The following is a 14,600-nucleotide window of genomic DNA, read 5'->3' on the forward strand; positions in this document are numbered from 1 at the left end:
AGCTCCCCGTTCGCGGACTCACGCTGAAGGAAGGTGACTCACATGACGCGGCCGCGGCACCGCGCGAGCACGGCGCGGCACACGCACAACTGGCTGCTGTCCACGGTGGCGGCCGGGCTCGCAGTGCTCGTCATGTCGACGCTCAGCCCCCTGGGAACGACGGCCGCCTGGTCGGACTTCGCACCCCTGCGTGAAGACGCGTCCATCGGTGCGGGCCAGCCGATTCTGAACATCGCCGGACTCGAAGGGGCAGAAGAAGGACTCGAGCATCAATACACGAGCGACGCGCTGACGAAGACCGCCGACCACGTACGGCTGGAGAACGTCGGCAACGTCGCGCTGACCCGATTCGATGCAACGCGCGAGCTGAGCGGCGACAGCACTCTTCCTCTGCACTCCGAGACGTATTTTGAATGGACGTTCACTCGCAACGGCGGAGCGACGCCGCCGACCGATTGGAGCGGCTGGCTGAGTGAGTTGGCAGGTCTGACTCTTCAGCCGGGCGAAGTCGCCGAATACACCGTGACGACCGCCCTGCGCGACGTCTCATCTCTCAACAGGTTCCCCAACTCAAATGCGGTGACCACGCTCTACGTCGGTGCGCGCGCGGCGAACTACGGAGCCCACACCGCTACGAACTGGTCGATCACGACGGGCATCGGCTTCAGCCAAAGCACTGGACACCCACCGCCCCAGGTCGAACTTCCGGCGAACGCCGGCTGGTTCTTGGGCGATGCGAATGAGGGGGCGCCGTACCACACGCTGCACTTCGTTGTCACCGCATTCCCCACGTCCTTCAACATGGGTTCTCTCGTCGAGATCTACGCCGTGAACAACCCCAGCGAAAAGCTCCTTGGTGGGTGGCAGTCGTTCGCGTACCACCCCTACTTCCACATTGCCGGCGGCGATCTGCTGTCCGTGGTACCCAACCCAGGACCGCAAGTGATCTGGATCGAGGCCAGGGCGAACGGGGCTGTGATCGCTCGTGCCCCCTGTGGGTCGTTCGCACGGGCAGCACGATCGCAGTGTGGGGAGACGTCAATCCGACGCAGCCTCTCAGCGCAATCGCATTCTCCGCTCCGACGCCGCCGGAGGCACCAGCGCAGCCCGCGCTCGTCACATCCGTCCCGGAGCAGAAGCACGAGCCCGCGGAGATGCCAGCCCCCCAGCCGGAACTCGCACCCGAGCCGGAGAGAACGGCCCCGGAACCCACGTCCGAACCCGAGGTCGCCGCACCGGAACCCGAGCTCACTGTCGAAGCGCCGGCCGACGAAGCGGCTATGGCCGTCGCGCTCGATGAGGTGAGCCCCGACGCGATCATCCAGAGCGCGACCGTCAACGACGAGCCGCTCGAGGTCGGACTCGTCGACGGGGTGTGGCAGCTCAGCATCCCCGAGCGGTTCTGGGCCGGCCCGCACGAGATCGTCCTCACCGGCGCGGATGAGCACGGCGCGCCCTTCACCCTCACGATCCGGCTAACGAAGGACGAGGAGGGCGAGCTCAGCTATGAGATCGTCAACCCCGAAGAACTACCCAGTGAAGAAGGGAGTATCTGATGACGATGACAGAGCCGCGCACGCCGGCGATGGCCGCGGATGCTCCTCCCGCCGAGAAGCCACGAAAGGAGCACGGTGCCTGGTACTGGCTCTTCTACGGGCTGACCGCCGGGTTGCTCGCGATCATCCTGGGCATTGGGGTCGTCGCCGTCGCTCTTCCGAAGCTCACCGGGTCGGTGCCGCTCACGGTGCTCAGCTCGTCGATGGAGCCTGCCCTGCCGCCCGGCACGATGGCCGTCGTGCGGCCTCTCGCGCCGCAGCAGCTGGGCGAAATCCACATCGGCGACATCATCTCGTTCCAGCCGTACCCCAATGACCCGACCCTCGTCACGCACCGGGTGATCGGCATCACGCACCTGAGCAGCGGCAATCTCATCTTCGAGACGCAGGGCGATGCGAACTCTGCCGCCGATGCACCGGTGCTCGGCAAGCAGGTGCGCGCGAAGCTCTGGTACTCGATCCCGGGCCTCGGCTGGGTGAACGACCTCGTCAACACGCAGGGCAACCGGGCGTGGATCATCCCGACAGCTGCGGGACTGCTCTTCACCTACGCCGGATACACGGTCGTCTACTCGGCGGTGGACCGCGCCAAAGAGAAGCGCGCCGCTAAGGCTTCAGCAGAACCTTGATCGCGCGGCGCTCGTCCATCGCGGCGTAGGCCTCGGCCACCTCGGAGAGCGGCAGCTCGAGGTCGAAGACGCGACCCGGCTTGAGTGAGCCGTTCCACACTTCGGGCAGCAGCTCGTCGATGTAGTTGCGCACCGGCGCCATGCCGCCGCGCACCCCCACGTTCGAGTTGAACAGCTGGCGCACGGGCAGCTCGGGGCCGCCGCTCGGCACGCCGACGAAGCCGACCTGGCCGCCGGGGCGGGCGGTGCGCAGCGCCTGGTCCATCGAGTCCTTCGTTCCGACGCACTCGAGCACGGCATCCGCCCCGATCCCGCCGAACAGGTCCTTGACGGCCTGAATGCCCTCGTCGCCGCGAGTCGCGACGATGTCGGTCGCGCCGAAGTCGAGGCCGAGGTTCTGCCTGTCCTCGTGGCGCGACATCAGCACGATGCGGGCTGCGCCGAGTCGGCGGGCGGCGAGCACGCCGAGCAGTCCGACGGCGCCGTCGCCGACGACAGCGACGGTCGAGCCCTGCTTCACTCCGGCCGAGACCGCGGCGTGGTGGCCGGTGCCGAACACGTCGGCGAGGGTGAGCAGGTGCGGGATCAGCTCGTCGGTCGGCAGCGTCGGCGTCGCGACGAGCGAGCCGTCGGCGTGCGGCACGCGCACGTATTCGCCCTGCGCGCCCGGCAGGTCGTTGCCCCAGTGGTCCTTGCCGCCCCACCAGCCGATCTCGAGGCACGAGGTGGTGAAGCCGTTCCTGCAGTTCACGCACGTCATGTCGCAGTCGTAGAACGGCGCGATGACGAAATCGCCGACCTTGATCTTGGACACGTCGGAGCCGACGGATTCCACGATGCCGACGAACTCGTGACCGATGCGCGCCGGGCGCGGCACCGGCGCGATGCCGCGGTAGCGCCACAGGTCTGAGCCGCACACGCACGCCGCGACGACCTTCACCACGGCATCCGTGCCCCTCACCAACTCGGGCTTCGGGACCTCTTCGTATCGAACGTCGTTCTTGCCGTAGATCGTCGTCGCGTGCATGGCTTCCAGCCTAGGGCTGGGGCCTACCAGGGCACGGTCCCGTTGCGGTCGGTGAGGGTGCCGGTCGGCGCGGCGCCGCCGAGGGTCGCGAGGCGCACGACGGCATCCGTCCCTTCCTCGATGGTCTGGGTGCCCTGGCGCCGGTTGAAGTCGGTCGCGGTGTAGCCGGGATCGACGGCGTTGAAACGGATGCCGGGCAGGGCCCGCGCGTACTGCACGGAGAGCATCGTCACCGCCGACTTCGACGAGCTGTAGGTGACGGAGCCGTAGCGGCCCCACTCGGTCTCGGTGATCTGGTGGAATGAGCCGAGCCCGCTGGTCACATTGATGACCGACGGTGCTTCGGCCGCCTCGAGCAGCGGCAGGAAGGCGTGGGTGACGCGCACGATTCCGAACACGTTGGTCTCGTAGACCATGCGCACGTGGTTGGCGGTGACCTCGGCGGCCGGCACACGGCCACCGCTGATGCCGGCATTGTTGATCAGGACGTCGACCCGGCCGACCTCGGTGCGCAGCGTCTCGGCGGCGGCGTCGACCGAGGCGTCGTCGGTGACGTCGAGCTGGACGAAGTGGGCACCGAGCTCCTCCGCGGCGGCCCGCCCGCGCTCGGCATCCCTCGCGCCGATCCACACGTCGTGCCCGGCGGCGATCAGACGGCGGGCAGTTTCATAGCCGAGGCCCTTGTTGGCCCCGGTGATCAGAGTTGTTGTCATGCGTCGAGCTTCGCTGCGCGGGCATGGATGCCCCAGGCTCCCGTGCGCCGTAGGACTCGCAGTACCAGCCGGGCTTGAGCAGCGCGGCGCAAACTGGAGGCGTGGCATCACCCGGCATTGAACTCGGCGCTGCTCTGCGCGCGTGGCGCGAGCGCGTCACGCCGGTCGAGGCCGGCCTGCCGTCCGGCGGCGATCGCCGCGTGCCCGGCTTGCGCCGTGAGGAGCTCGCGCTGCTGGTCGGCATCTCGGTCGACTACCTGATCAGGCTCGAGCAGGGTCGCGCCACGAATCCGTCGCCCCAGGTGCTCGGGGCGCTCGCACGGGCGCTGCGGCTCGGGTCGGGCGAACGCGAGCTGCTCTACCGGCTGGCCGGCGCGGTGCCGCCGCCTTCCGGCTCGGTGCCGCGGGGCGTGCCGCGCGGCGTGCAGCTCATGATCGACCGAATGTCGGACACCCCGCTCACCGTGTTCACCGCCGCGTGGGACACCGTGCAGTGGAACCCGCTGTGGGCCGAGCTGCTCGGCGACCCCGCGGCCCTCGACGCTCGAGCCCGGAACCTGATCTGGCGCTACTTCGCCACGGAGCAGGTGAGCGGCTCGCGCGTGGAGCGCGATGCCGCGCAAGCGGATGCCTTCGAGCGCGAGATGGTGGCCGATCTGCGCCGCGCCGCCGACCGCTACCCCGACGACCGCGCCGTCGCCGAGCTCGCGGCAGCGCTGCGCGAGGTGAATCCGCGGTTCGCCGAGCTCTGGAGCCGCTACGAGGCCGCGCCGAACAGCCCCTCGCGCAAGACGGTCGTGCACCCGGAGCTCGGCCCGATCACGCTCGACTGCGACGTGCTCACCATCGACGGCAGCGATCTGCGCATTGTGCTCTACTCGGCCGAGCCGGGCACTCGGGATGCCGAATTGCTCGACGAGCTGCGGGCCCGCGCCACCACGGGCGGGCGGCGTCTCGCCGCCACTACCTGAATGCCGGTTGGGGCAGAGTTGTGCCCCGCGGTTCAGGCGGCAGGCGTGAGATCGCGCTTGGCGGTGTGGACGGCCTTGACCCATTCGGTGGCGTGTGAGCCGAAGACCCATCTGATCTCGGGGGTGCCGTCGTCGCCCATGCGGATCCGGTACGGCCCGGTGTCGATGGTGAAGTGGTGGAACCAGCAAAGCAGGGTGAGATTCCCGATGTCGGTGGGGCCGCCGTCCCGGTCGGGCACGATGTGGTGCACTTCGCACCACCGGGCGGGCATGGTGCACCCTGGGATGACGCAGCCTTTGTCTCTGACGGCGAGTGCGCGGCGCTGCTGGGGCGAGGCGCATCTTTGGGTGTCGCCAAGGTTGAGGATCTTGCCCGTCGGCCCGACGATCACTTCCTGGTAGCCGCCGGACTCGGCGATGCGCCGCGCGGACTCCGCCGAGATCGGCTGATCTTCGCCATCGATGCGGGCTGCGCCGCGACCGGCCTCGAAGTCCTCCTGCGGCACCACGACGAGGATCGTCGGGTGCGCCCCGCCCATGGTTGGCGTCTCGGGGGCGCGGGCGGCTGCGGCGAACACGGCGTGCAGCACATCGGCGCGCTTCTGATCGGGTGAGCGGGTGTCGGCAGGCGGCTGAGTCTCGGTGACGACCAGCAGCGGCTTGGTCGCCCCGGCGGCCTCGTCGGGCTCGTCGGGCTCGTCTGCTTCGTCCGTGTTCGGGGTGAACGCGACGGATGCCCCGGCGCGGGGGTTCACGTACGCATCCAGCACCGCGCGGAGGGCGGCGGCCTGCTCGACCGGGAGAAGCCCCGAGACCTTCACGAGACCGTCTTTGGCGCGGCCGAGGCGGAAGAAGCGCTTCTCGACGGCGGCCTTCTCGACCGGCTCCACCCCGTCGGGATCCAGGATGAGCTTCCACGCCTCGGCGGCCTCGACGACCGCCGTGGCCGGCAGCACCCGGGACAGCTCGATCAGGTTCTCGCACGCGGCGGCCACCAGGGCGGTCTCGGCGCGGTCGACGGACTCGGTGAGCGGCTCGATGATCGCCGCCGCCTGCGCCCGCCCCAGCACACCCCGCTCGACGGCGGCCTCGATGACGGGCAGCTTCGCCAGCCTGCGCGCCTCCAACACCCGGGCGTGCGCGTCTTTCGCAGAGGTGCGGGTCACGGTCTCCAAAGCACCCCAGGGCTTCTTCGCCCCGAGCTTGCGCGCCAGAGAGTCCTCGCCGAGGGTCTCGTCGGTGCGGTTGTCCACTTCGCGGGCGACGCCGAGTTGCAGCGCCTCGACCTGACGCGCGAGAGCCTCCACCACCTGGGCGGCACCGACCAGCTGGTCATCGCTCAGCAGTGTCAGTGCCGTCGGGGAGACTGAGCCCACGCATGCGGAGGCTTCCGCGATGCTCTGCCCGAACGCCCCCATCATGCACCCCCGCGCCTGCTTGAACCAACAAAGTCAGGCTATCATAGATTCGATAGTAATGGAAGAAATTCCCCAATATTTATCGAACAAATGATCTAAACACATCACGATCACGCGAGCGCCGAGCCGCCGAAGCCTTCGCGCGCGACCATGATCGGATCCTCGATGAGGCGCGGCACCGGCCACTCGCCCGACGCCGGCACCGGCGATGCCGCGCTGCCCGGCAGCGGGTCGAGCGACCAGGAGTGCACGGTGCGGTCGATCACGATCGGGTAGACGGTGAGCGAATCGGATGCCGGGTCGAGGTGGACCCGCAGGAATCCCTTGCCGTCCTCGTAGGCGAGACCCGTCGCCTTGAAGTCGCCGATCGCGCTCGGTGGAGAGAACAGCACCACGAGCGCGAAGGCCTGGCTGCCGAGCAGGCCGCCGACGACGGCGATGATCGCGATCCACGCGACGCCCCACAGGTCCCAGAGATCGACGGCCGAGAGCAGGAACAGTCCGCCGACGATGACCAGCGCCGAGAGGTACGCGACGACGAAGCTGAGCACTCCGAAGCCCTGCTCGCGCTGCACCCGCGCACCGCGGCGGCGCCGGGCGCGCCCGCGGCGCCAGCTCGTGTACCCCGACGCGAGCACGGCCGCCAGCGGCAGCACGACGAACACCACGGCGATCGCGATCAGCGCGTCGCCCCAGGCCGCGCGCGTGGAATCCGCCCAGTGCACGTGGAAGGCGCGCACGGCGAGATCCCCGAGCCAGAGCACCCCGACGAGCAGCAGCATGCCGATGCCCATCGAGGTCGCGAAGAGCGGATTCCGGCGCGGCAGCCAGTACCGCGTGAGCGGCGACGCGAGCAGGCCGTTCATGCGGCGGGCGAGCTTCGGGCCGGGGAAGCGCACCCGTCCTGCCTGGAAGTCGACGACCTCATCGGGCTCGGGCGCCGGGCGAGACTGCGGGTCGGGCAGCTGCAGGCTCGGCGCGAGGCGGTCGATGCCCATCGTGTAGGCGCCGCCGAGACCGTTCGTGATGAGCTGAGTGCGGCGGGGGTCGGGTGCTGCGGCGTCGCCGGTCGAGGCATCCGTTTGCTCATACCGCGAGTAGTGGTGGTGATCGCCCGACAGCCACAGCCGCACCTTCGCGCCCGTCGGCACGAGCGGGCTGTTCGGGTCGCCCGGGTCGCTCAGCCTGTTGCGCAGGATGTTCTTCTCGAACCACCCCGTCGTGTCGAACGCGTCGGCGTCGTAGGGCGTCGTCTCCCAGTAGGGCGAGGCCGTGCACAGGATGATCGCGTCGCCCTCGGCGAGCTCCGGCCAGAGCGTGCTGCGGAAGTAGTCGAGCTGCGGGGCGTCGAGGGTCGTGCCGAGCTGCGCGTCGACCGCGACGAGCCACCACTTCGGCCGCAGCTTCACCGCGAAATAGCTGCGCCGCTGCACCGTGCGCCACGCGCCGAAGTCGAGGCCGCGCGCGAACAGGCGCAGGAAGGCGGCGAGCCCGTCGTACCAGTCGTGATTGCCGGGCAGCGCGAGCAGGGTGCCCGAGCGGCGCGGCAGATCGGCGGACGCCGCACGGTACGGCCCCAGCGTGCGGTCGGCGTACGCCCGATCGGAGGCGGTCGGATACACCTCGTCGCCGCCCATCACGAGCAGGGATCCGCGCGGAAGCATCCGCTCGCCGTCCTCGTCCGCCGCCTCGCGAACCGTGAGCTGCGGCTCGGCGAGCAGGTGGGCGATCGTATAGGTGGCGTCGAAGCCGTCGCCGAGGTCGGCGACGAAGTCGAACCAGAGCTCGTCGTCGGACTCGCTGCCGTCAATCGCGATGACCCCCTGCGGGTAGGCGGCCTGCACATCGCGGCGGTCGGCGAAGTCGGCGAACTGCTGCGCGATCGCGACCTGCACGCCCGAGTTGATCAACTGCGACGGCGAGAGCCAGCGCACGGCACGGCGCGGTTCGAAACCGAGCTCGTCGGCGTGGAGCGCGAGCTGCTTCTGGGTCAGGGCGGCGCGACGGGCCATGCGCTGACGGTACCGTGAGGGGCATGGCCTTCACCACGCCCGACGCCTTCACGACCCGGCCCACCCTGCGCGGCAGCTTCGGCATGGCCGCCTCGACGCACTGGCTCGCCACGGCGACCGCGCAGTCGGTGCTCGAGCGCGGCGGCAACGCGATCGACGCGGCCGTCGCGGCCGGCTTCGTGCTGCACGTCGTCGAGCCGCACCTGAACGGTCCGGGCGGCGACCTGACGGGCCTGTACGCGACGGATGCCACAGGAGTCCGTGTCTTCATGGGCCAGGGCGCCGCGCCCGCGCGCGCGACCATCGAGCACTACCGCGACGTCGAGGGACTCAGCGATGTGCCCGGCGCCGGTGCGCTGGCCGCCGCCGTTCCGGGGGCGGTGGATGCCTGGCTCTGGCTGCTCGCCGAGCACGGCACCTGGGAGCTCGACGAGGTGCTCGCCTACGCGATTCGCTACGCGACCGACGGCCACCCAGTCGCCCCCGCCGTCGTCACGACGATCGAGCGCATCGCGCCGCTGTTCCGCTCGCACTGGACGTCGTCCGCCGCACTCTGGCTCGACGCGGAGGGCAACGCCCCGCGCCCCGGGCAGATCATCACGAACCCCGCCTACGCGCAGGTGCTGCTGCGACTGCTCGCCGCCGGTCCCGACAGCGGCACGCGGGTCGCCCGCATCGAGGCGGCTCGGGCCGCCTGGAAGACCGGGTTCGTCGCCCAGGCGATGGAGGCCTTCGCCGCCACCCCGCACCGTCACAGCGACGGCCGCGATCACGCAGGTGTGCTCGCGGCATCCGATCTCGCAGACTTCCAGCCGGGTGACGAAGACCCGGTCACCTTTGATTTCCGGGGGTACACGGTCGCGAAGACGGGCCCGTGGGGGCAAGGGCCGGTGCTGCTGCAGATGCTCGCGATCCTCGAGGCGTACGGGAGGCTGCACGGGCTCGCCGACGAGCACCTCGACCCGTCGACGGCGTTCGGGATCCACGTCATCGTCGAGGCCGAGAAGCTGGCGCTCGCCGATAGGGATGCCTGGTACGGCGACCCCGCGTTCGTCGACGTGCCGCTCGCGACGCTGCTGTCCGCGGATTACGCCGAGGCGCGCGCTGCGCTGATCGGCGAGCGGGCCAGTGCCGAGCTGCGGCCCGGCTCACCCGACGGACGGCCCCCGGTCGAGTTGAAGGGCGAGATCGGGGCAGGCAAGACGGGGCTCGTCGACGACATCGACGAGGAGCCGGAGGAGACGGATGCCGGGCTCGAGCTCCCCACGGACAGCACCGGCCAGACCCGCGGCGACACCTGCCACCTCGACGTCATCGACGCCTGGGGGAACGTCGTCACCGTGACACCCTCGGGCGGCTGGCTGCAGTCGTCGCCGACGATCCCCGAGCTGGGCTTCTGCCTCGGCACGCGCTTGCAGATGTCGTGGCTCGACGAGTCCTCGCAGAGCGCTCTGCGCCCGGGCGCGCGCCCGCGCACGACCCTGTCGGCGACGTTCGTCTCCGACTCCGAGGGCGCCCCGCTGCTCACGCTCGGCACGCCGGGCGGCGACCAGCAGGACCAGTGGCAGCTGCCCGCTCTGCTGCGGATCCTGGTCGGCAGGTGGGACCCGCAGGCCGCGATCGACGCCCCCGCGTTCCACACGACGAGCCACCTGTCGAGCTTCTGGCCACGCGTGTGGGAGCCGGCGGGGCTCATCATCGAGGGCCGTGTCGGGGAATCCGTCCTCGCCGAACTGCGCGAGCGGGGGCACCGCATCACCGTGCCCGGCGACTGGTCGCTCGGCCGCCTCTCGGCGGTCGGTCGCGAGCCCGCCACCGGCACTCTGTGGGCGGCTGCGAACCCGCGCGGCGTGCAGGGCTACGCGGCGGGCCGGTAGGCGCGCCACCACACGTCGCGTCGCCGCTTTCGGGCCCAAGAACCGAGTTTTGGGCCCGAAAGCGGCGACGCGATGAGGTGCGCGGGGTCAGATACCCCAGTCGCCGCCGCCGTCGAAGCCGCCGCCGTCCCAGCCGGCCTGGTCGAAACCGCTCTGGTCGTTGAAGCCCTGACCGGCATCCGCCTGGCCCTGGCCCTGGTCGAAGCCGCTGTCGTAACCCTGGTCATAGCCCTGCTCGAAGGCCTGGTCCTGGCCGCCGCCGAAGCCGTCGCCGCCGAACAGGTTCGAGATGCCCTCGAAGAGGAAGAGCCCGCCGGCGATGCCGACCGCGCTCGACGCCGCCTGCGCGAGGAAGCTCGAGCTGCCGCGCTGCGCGTATGACGGCTGCTGCTGGGCGTACTGCGGCGGCGCGTACTGCGGCTGCTGATAACCGCCCCCGCCGCCGAACAGCCCCGAGAAGAGCCCGCCGCCGCGGTTCTGCTGCTGGCGCTGCTGCGCCTGCAACTGCTGGATTTGCGCCTGCGCCTGGCGCAGTCCCTCCTGCTGCAGCAGCACGGCCTGCGTGAGCAGGTAGACGGCGTCGGGCTGGGCGGCGATGCGCTGGGCGATCACCTGCGCGGCATCCGGGTCCTTGGTGACGGGCTGAGCCTTACTGATTTCCGTGGCGAGATCGTCGATCAGGCGACGGTCGTTGTTGTCCATGCTCATTTCTGGCACGGGCGCCTGTTAATCAGCCGCCGGAAAGCCGACTCTCAGCTGCGGCCCGACCGTCTCGCGAACAGCCGGCGGCGCATGAGCACGAGCAGTCCGGCGACGAGGAGCACGGCGGCGTAGATCAGGAGCTGTCCGCCGTCGTCCGCGGCGCCCGTCGCGGCGAGCGCACCCGCGGCCGGTACGGCGGCGTGCGCCGACGCGGCCGACCCGGCTGCGGCCGCAGGGATCGTGAACCGTGCGCCGAGCGTTCGCTCGGCCCCGGCGGGCGTCGAGCCCAGGGCGACCATGGTGTGCGCCCCGTCGGCGAGCGAGTCGGGCACGGTCACCGTCGCGGTGAAGGCCCCAGAGGCATCCGTCGTCGCCGTGGTGAGCAGAGCGGGCGTCGAGTACACCGCCAGCTGCACCGCAGACAGTGCCGCGAAGCCGGTGCCGCTGACCGTGATCGTGTCGCCGCGGTGCAGCACGGCCGGTACACCCGCGAGGAGCCCGTCATAGCTCACGGGGGCGAGCCCGGGCAGTGCCCAGCTGAGCGGTGCGGTCACCGTGACCATGAGCTGCGCCGTCGCATCCGGGCCGAATCCGTGTGCGGTCACCGTGAGCGGGAACCGCCCCGGCGGCGCGGTCGCCGTGCCGCCGATGGTCGCGGTGCCGTCGCCGTTGTCGGTGAAGGTGAGTCCGGCGGGCAGTGCGCCGCTGAGCGTCAGCGTGATCGGCCCGGTGCCGCTGGTCGTGATCTGCGCCGTCGTGCCCGAGCGGAAGCGCACGAATCCCGTACTGGGCGCGGACGTGATCGCCACCGGAGCGTGCACGGTCAGGGTTGCGGGCGCCGTGGCGGCGCTGCCCGCGGCGTTCGTGAACACCGCACGGAACTGCGCCCCGTCGTCGGCCGCGGCGCTCGCGAAGGAGAGCGTCGCGCTCGTGGCACCGGGGACGTCGGCCCAGCTCGTGCCGTCGTCGGACCGCTGCCACCGCACCGCCGGGGCCGGGAAGCCGCTGCCCGCAGCGGTGAAGGTGACCGTGTCACCGGCGAGGACGGTGGCGGATGCCGGCTGCTGCGTCACCGCTGCGGGCTGCTGCACCTCGATCGAGAGCGTCTGGCTCGGCCCCGTGCCGAACACATTGTGCGCGGTGAGCGTGACCGTCGCATCGCCGGCGGCCGTCGGCGTTCCGGTGATCGCGTGTGCTGCCGAATCGTAGGCGAGCCCGGCGGGCAGCGTGCCGACGACGTCGAGCGCGTCGATTCCGGCATCCGCCGTGATCGGGAAGTCGAGCGCCTGACCGACGACCGCGGTCAGCGAGGTCGGGCTCGTCAGGGTGGGCGCGACGCCGACGGCGAGCGTCGCCGTGTTCGAGTACGTCGTGCCTGCCTGGTTGGTCAGCGCCGCGCGATAGAGCGTGCCGTCGTCAGCGAGCGCGGCGGTGACACTGAGCGTGTCCGACGTCGCGCCGGCGACGTCGGCGAACGTCCGGCCACCGTCGGTCGAGACCTGCCACGTCACCGTCGGCTGGGGGTAGCCCGAACCCGCGACGACGAACGAGACGCTCTGACCTGGGGTGGTGACGACACCGCTCGGCTGGGTCGTCACCGTCGGCGCGATCATGACGACCACCGCGACCTGCTTCGTGGTCGTGCCGTACTTGCTCCCGGCGGTGATCGTGACAATGGTCGTGGCGCCGGGGGCCGCCGGAACGTCGAACTGGCCGGAGGCGCCGTCCGCGCCGACGGCCACGCTCGTGTGCGGGCCGGCCGGGCTGACGGTGACGAACTGCAGCTCAGCAGCGCTCACCGTGAACGACGTGGTCTGCGTCGGGGACGTGAGGTAGACCGTGTGCGGCACGTCGATCACCGGCGCGGTGCCGACGTGCAACGTGGCGACCGCGCTGGTCACGGCTCCCCCCGTGTTCGACACGACCGCGCGGAACCGCGTTCCATCATCGGATGCCGTGACAGAGCTCGCCGTGATGGTCGACGAAGGACCGGGGCCGGCGGCACCGAAGTCCGTCCAGCTCGCGCCGCCGTCGGTCGAGCGCTGCCACTGCACGACCGGCTGCGGGCTGCCCGTGACGTCGATGCTGAAGGTGGCGTCTGCGCCGACCGCCGCGTACTGATCGGTGGGCTGCGTGGTGATCACGGGCGCCGGCGGCGGCGCGACCGAGAGCGCGATGGTCCCGACGTGCGCGCCGTCGACCGCGACGTCGATGGTCACGGGTCCGAGTGCGCTGGGCGCCGTGAACGTCGCGGACGCCCCTGCACCGTTGTTCGCGGCGGCCTGCGGTTGCGAGACCTGCCCGGCCGACGGCGTGAGTGCGAGCTGCGCCGAGGAGGTGAGTGCGAGCGGCACGTCGGAGGCGGTGAGCGGCACGCCGTCCGACCGGGCGAACAGGGCGCTGACGGTGGTGCTTCCGCCGGGAGTGACGGTGGCATCGGCGCTCGCTCCGGCGAATCTCAGGAACCCGGCGACGCTCGCCGAGCCGGCGGAGGCGCAGCCGGCGGCGCCGGGGCCGCTGTCGCAACCCCAGTAGTCGTTCGTGCTCGTCACCGCAGCGTCGCTCGCGCCCTTGACGAGCGGCGTGCCCCCGCCGAGGAAGAAGTCGCCGCTCGACGTGAGCGTGGCCCCGCCGAGGGCGAGCATCGGGCTCGGGCCCGAGCCCGGGTCGAAGATGTTGTTCTTCAGCTGGACGACTCCGGCGCCTGCGAAGACGGCCGACCCGGCATCCGTATCGCCCGTGTCCATGAAGCGCGCGTTGCTGATGGCGACGTGCGGCGAGACGTTGTTGAACTCGCCGATGGTGATCGTGGCGCCGTTGCCGTTGCTGCTGTTCTGCTCGAACGAGGTGGCCGATGCGGTGAACGACTGGCCCGGCGCGGAGCCCGAGCTCGCGTAGTAGATCGCGCCGCCGTCGCTGAGCTGCGACGGGTCGCCCGATTCGGCCGAATTGCCGGAGAAGCCGCCGCCGCTGACCGACAGGATCCCGCCGACGAACTGCACCGCGCCGCCGGGCGTGTTCGGGCCGCTGCTCGAGTTGTTGCGGAAGGTGTCGCCGATGAGGGTCAGCGTGTCGGCGGTCGGGGCCGTCGCGCTGCCGCCGATGATCGCGCCGCCTCCGTAGAGCGCGTCATGGCCGTTGTTGAAGTCGACGCCGCTGATCGAGACGTTCAGGCCGCCCGCGAAGTTGCCGTCGAGGCTGAGGATCTGGTGCTGGCCCTGCCCGTCGAGGGCGACCACCCCGCCAGGGCCGGGGCCCTCGATCGCCACGGTGGTGCCCGCGGGCGGCGGACCGGCGGGCGACAGCGACAGCGTGCTGTCGAGGGCGACGGTGCCGCCGGCGAGGCCCGCGTCGAAGACGATGTCGTAGCTCGTGCCCCCGACGACGCCGCTTTCCGCCGTGGCGAGCGCCGCGCGCAGGCTGCCCGGGCCGCTGTCGGCGAGCGTCGTGACCGGGATCGGCGTGGGGGCGGCGGCCCGTGCCGGCGCGGCCGGAGCGAGAACGGGAACGGCGACGAAGGCCGTGGCGGCGATGACGGATGCCGCGACGATGCGGGCGATCAGCGAGAGCGTGCGCGGCGCGCGGAGGACGTGCGTGGGCTGGCGCCGGCTCACCTGAGTCTCCTTCGGGATCTGTGTTGATTATCGAGACACCGTGCACGGCGAGGGAAACCTGCGCGGCCCCCCAATCGGAGT

Annotated in this window: 11 protein-coding genes; 5 read left to right on the forward strand and 6 right to left on the reverse strand. The window is 70.9% G+C overall.

Features of this window, described 5'->3' with window-relative positions:
• Nucleotides 1-42: 42 nt before the first annotated feature.
• From ABD708_RS00950 to ABD708_RS00960, 3 genes are read left to right on the forward strand one after another with little or no spacing between them, the layout of a single operon-like run.
• Nucleotides 43-1,305, forward strand: coding sequence for a hypothetical protein (locus tag ABD708_RS00950; RefSeq protein ID WP_344751403.1), 1,263 nt, complete (start codon nucleotides 43-45; stop codon nucleotides 1,303-1,305).
• Entirely contained in the window at nucleotides 1,281-1,556 is a 276-nt protein-coding gene (locus tag ABD708_RS00955) for a hypothetical protein (RefSeq protein ID WP_344751404.1), read from the forward strand. Before ABD708_RS00950 ends, ABD708_RS00955 begins: the two co-directional genes overlap by 25 nt.
• The gene (locus tag ABD708_RS00960; protein ID WP_344751405.1) at nucleotides 1,556-2,185 is read left to right on the forward strand and encodes a signal peptidase I; all 630 of its coding nucleotides are present in this window, start codon (nucleotides 1,556-1,558) and stop codon (nucleotides 2,183-2,185) included. The genes ABD708_RS00955 and ABD708_RS00960 overlap by 1 nt, the downstream gene beginning before the upstream one ends.
• Here ABD708_RS00960 and ABD708_RS00965 read toward each other — a convergent pair.
• Complete coding sequence (locus tag ABD708_RS00965) at nucleotides 2,163-3,212, reverse strand: zinc-dependent alcohol dehydrogenase family protein (protein ID WP_344751406.1); 1,050 nt, start codon at nucleotides 3,210-3,212, stop codon at nucleotides 2,163-2,165. The genes ABD708_RS00960 and ABD708_RS00965 overlap by 23 nt on opposite strands.
• 23 nt (nucleotides 3,213-3,235) lie before the next feature.
• Nucleotides 3,236-3,925 (reverse strand): SDR family NAD(P)-dependent oxidoreductase, encoded by a 690-nt coding sequence (locus tag ABD708_RS00970; RefSeq protein ID WP_344751407.1) that lies wholly within the window; start codon nucleotides 3,923-3,925, stop codon nucleotides 3,236-3,238.
• 101 nt (nucleotides 3,926-4,026) lie between these two features.
• Here ABD708_RS00970 and ABD708_RS00975 point away from each other — a divergent pair, with 101 nt between their 5' ends.
• Nucleotides 4,027-4,896 (forward strand): helix-turn-helix domain-containing protein, encoded by an 870-nt coding sequence (locus ABD708_RS00975; RefSeq protein ID WP_344751408.1) that lies wholly within the window; start codon nucleotides 4,027-4,029, stop codon nucleotides 4,894-4,896.
• A gap of 32 nt (nucleotides 4,897-4,928) precedes the next feature.
• Here the strand turns inward: ABD708_RS00975 and ABD708_RS00980 are convergent, their stop codons facing one another.
• Together ABD708_RS00980 and ABD708_RS00985 are read right to left on the reverse strand one after the other, a co-directional pair.
• On the reverse strand, nucleotides 4,929-6,272 hold the full coding sequence (locus ABD708_RS00980) for an HNH endonuclease signature motif containing protein (RefSeq protein ID WP_344751409.1): 1,344 nt from the start codon (nucleotides 6,270-6,272) through the stop codon (nucleotides 4,929-4,931).
• A 152-nt stretch (nucleotides 6,273-6,424) separates the two neighbouring features.
• Nucleotides 6,425-8,326: a metallophosphoesterase gene (locus ABD708_RS00985; RefSeq protein ID WP_344751410.1), complete on the reverse strand. Its 1,902-nt coding sequence runs from the start codon at nucleotides 8,324-8,326 to the stop codon at nucleotides 6,425-6,427.
• A gap of 23 nt (nucleotides 8,327-8,349) precedes the next feature.
• Here ABD708_RS00985 and ABD708_RS00990 point away from each other — a divergent pair, with 23 nt between their 5' ends.
• Nucleotides 8,350-10,203: a gamma-glutamyltransferase family protein gene (locus ABD708_RS00990; RefSeq protein WP_344751411.1), complete on the forward strand. Its 1,854-nt coding sequence runs from the start codon at nucleotides 8,350-8,352 to the stop codon at nucleotides 10,201-10,203.
• 87 nt (nucleotides 10,204-10,290) lie between these two features.
• Here ABD708_RS00990 and ABD708_RS00995 read toward each other — a convergent pair whose 3' ends face one another.
• Both ABD708_RS00995 and ABD708_RS01000 read right to left on the reverse strand, forming a co-directional pair.
• Nucleotides 10,291-10,911: a DUF2076 domain-containing protein gene (locus ABD708_RS00995; RefSeq protein ID WP_344752163.1), complete on the reverse strand. Its 621-nt coding sequence runs from the start codon at nucleotides 10,909-10,911 to the stop codon at nucleotides 10,291-10,293.
• Nucleotides 10,912-10,955: 44 nt separating this feature from the next.
• On the reverse strand, nucleotides 10,956-14,519 hold the full coding sequence (locus ABD708_RS01000) for a beta strand repeat-containing protein (protein ID WP_344751412.1): 3,564 nt from the start codon (nucleotides 14,517-14,519) through the stop codon (nucleotides 10,956-10,958).
• Nucleotides 14,520-14,600: the final 81 nt, after the last annotated feature.

Source organism: Gryllotalpicola koreensis (genome assembly GCF_039538185.1).
Taxonomy (GTDB): Bacteria; Actinomycetota; Actinomycetes; order Actinomycetales; family Microbacteriaceae; genus Gryllotalpicola; species Gryllotalpicola koreensis.

What these genes read in the sequence shown, in the direction of transcription:
- ABD708_RS00960 (WP_344751405.1), top strand. Translation starts at nt 1,556, where the DNA reads ATGACGATGACAGAGCCGCGCACGCCGGCGATGGCCGCGGATGCTCCT.
- ABD708_RS00970 (WP_344751407.1), bottom strand. Translation starts at nt 3,925, where the DNA reads ATGACAACAACTCTGATCACCGGGGCCAACAAGGGCCTCGGCTATGAA.
- ABD708_RS00990 (WP_344751411.1), top strand. Translation starts at nt 8,350, where the DNA reads ATGGCCTTCACCACGCCCGACGCCTTCACGACCCGGCCCACCCTGCGC.
- ABD708_RS00955 (WP_344751404.1), top strand. Translation starts at nt 1,281, where the DNA reads ATGGCCGTCGCGCTCGATGAGGTGAGCCCCGACGCGATCATCCAGAGC.
- ABD708_RS00950 (WP_344751403.1), top strand. Translation starts at nt 43, where the DNA reads ATGACGCGGCCGCGGCACCGCGCGAGCACGGCGCGGCACACGCACAAC.
- ABD708_RS00965 (WP_344751406.1), bottom strand. Translation starts at nt 3,212, where the DNA reads ATGCACGCGACGACGATCTACGGCAAGAACGACGTTCGATACGAAGAG.
- ABD708_RS00995 (WP_344752163.1), bottom strand. Translation starts at nt 10,911, where the DNA reads ATGAGCATGGACAACAACGACCGTCGCCTGATCGACGATCTCGCCACG.
- ABD708_RS00985 (WP_344751410.1), bottom strand. Translation starts at nt 8,326, where the DNA reads ATGGCCCGTCGCGCCGCCCTGACCCAGAAGCAGCTCGCGCTCCACGCC.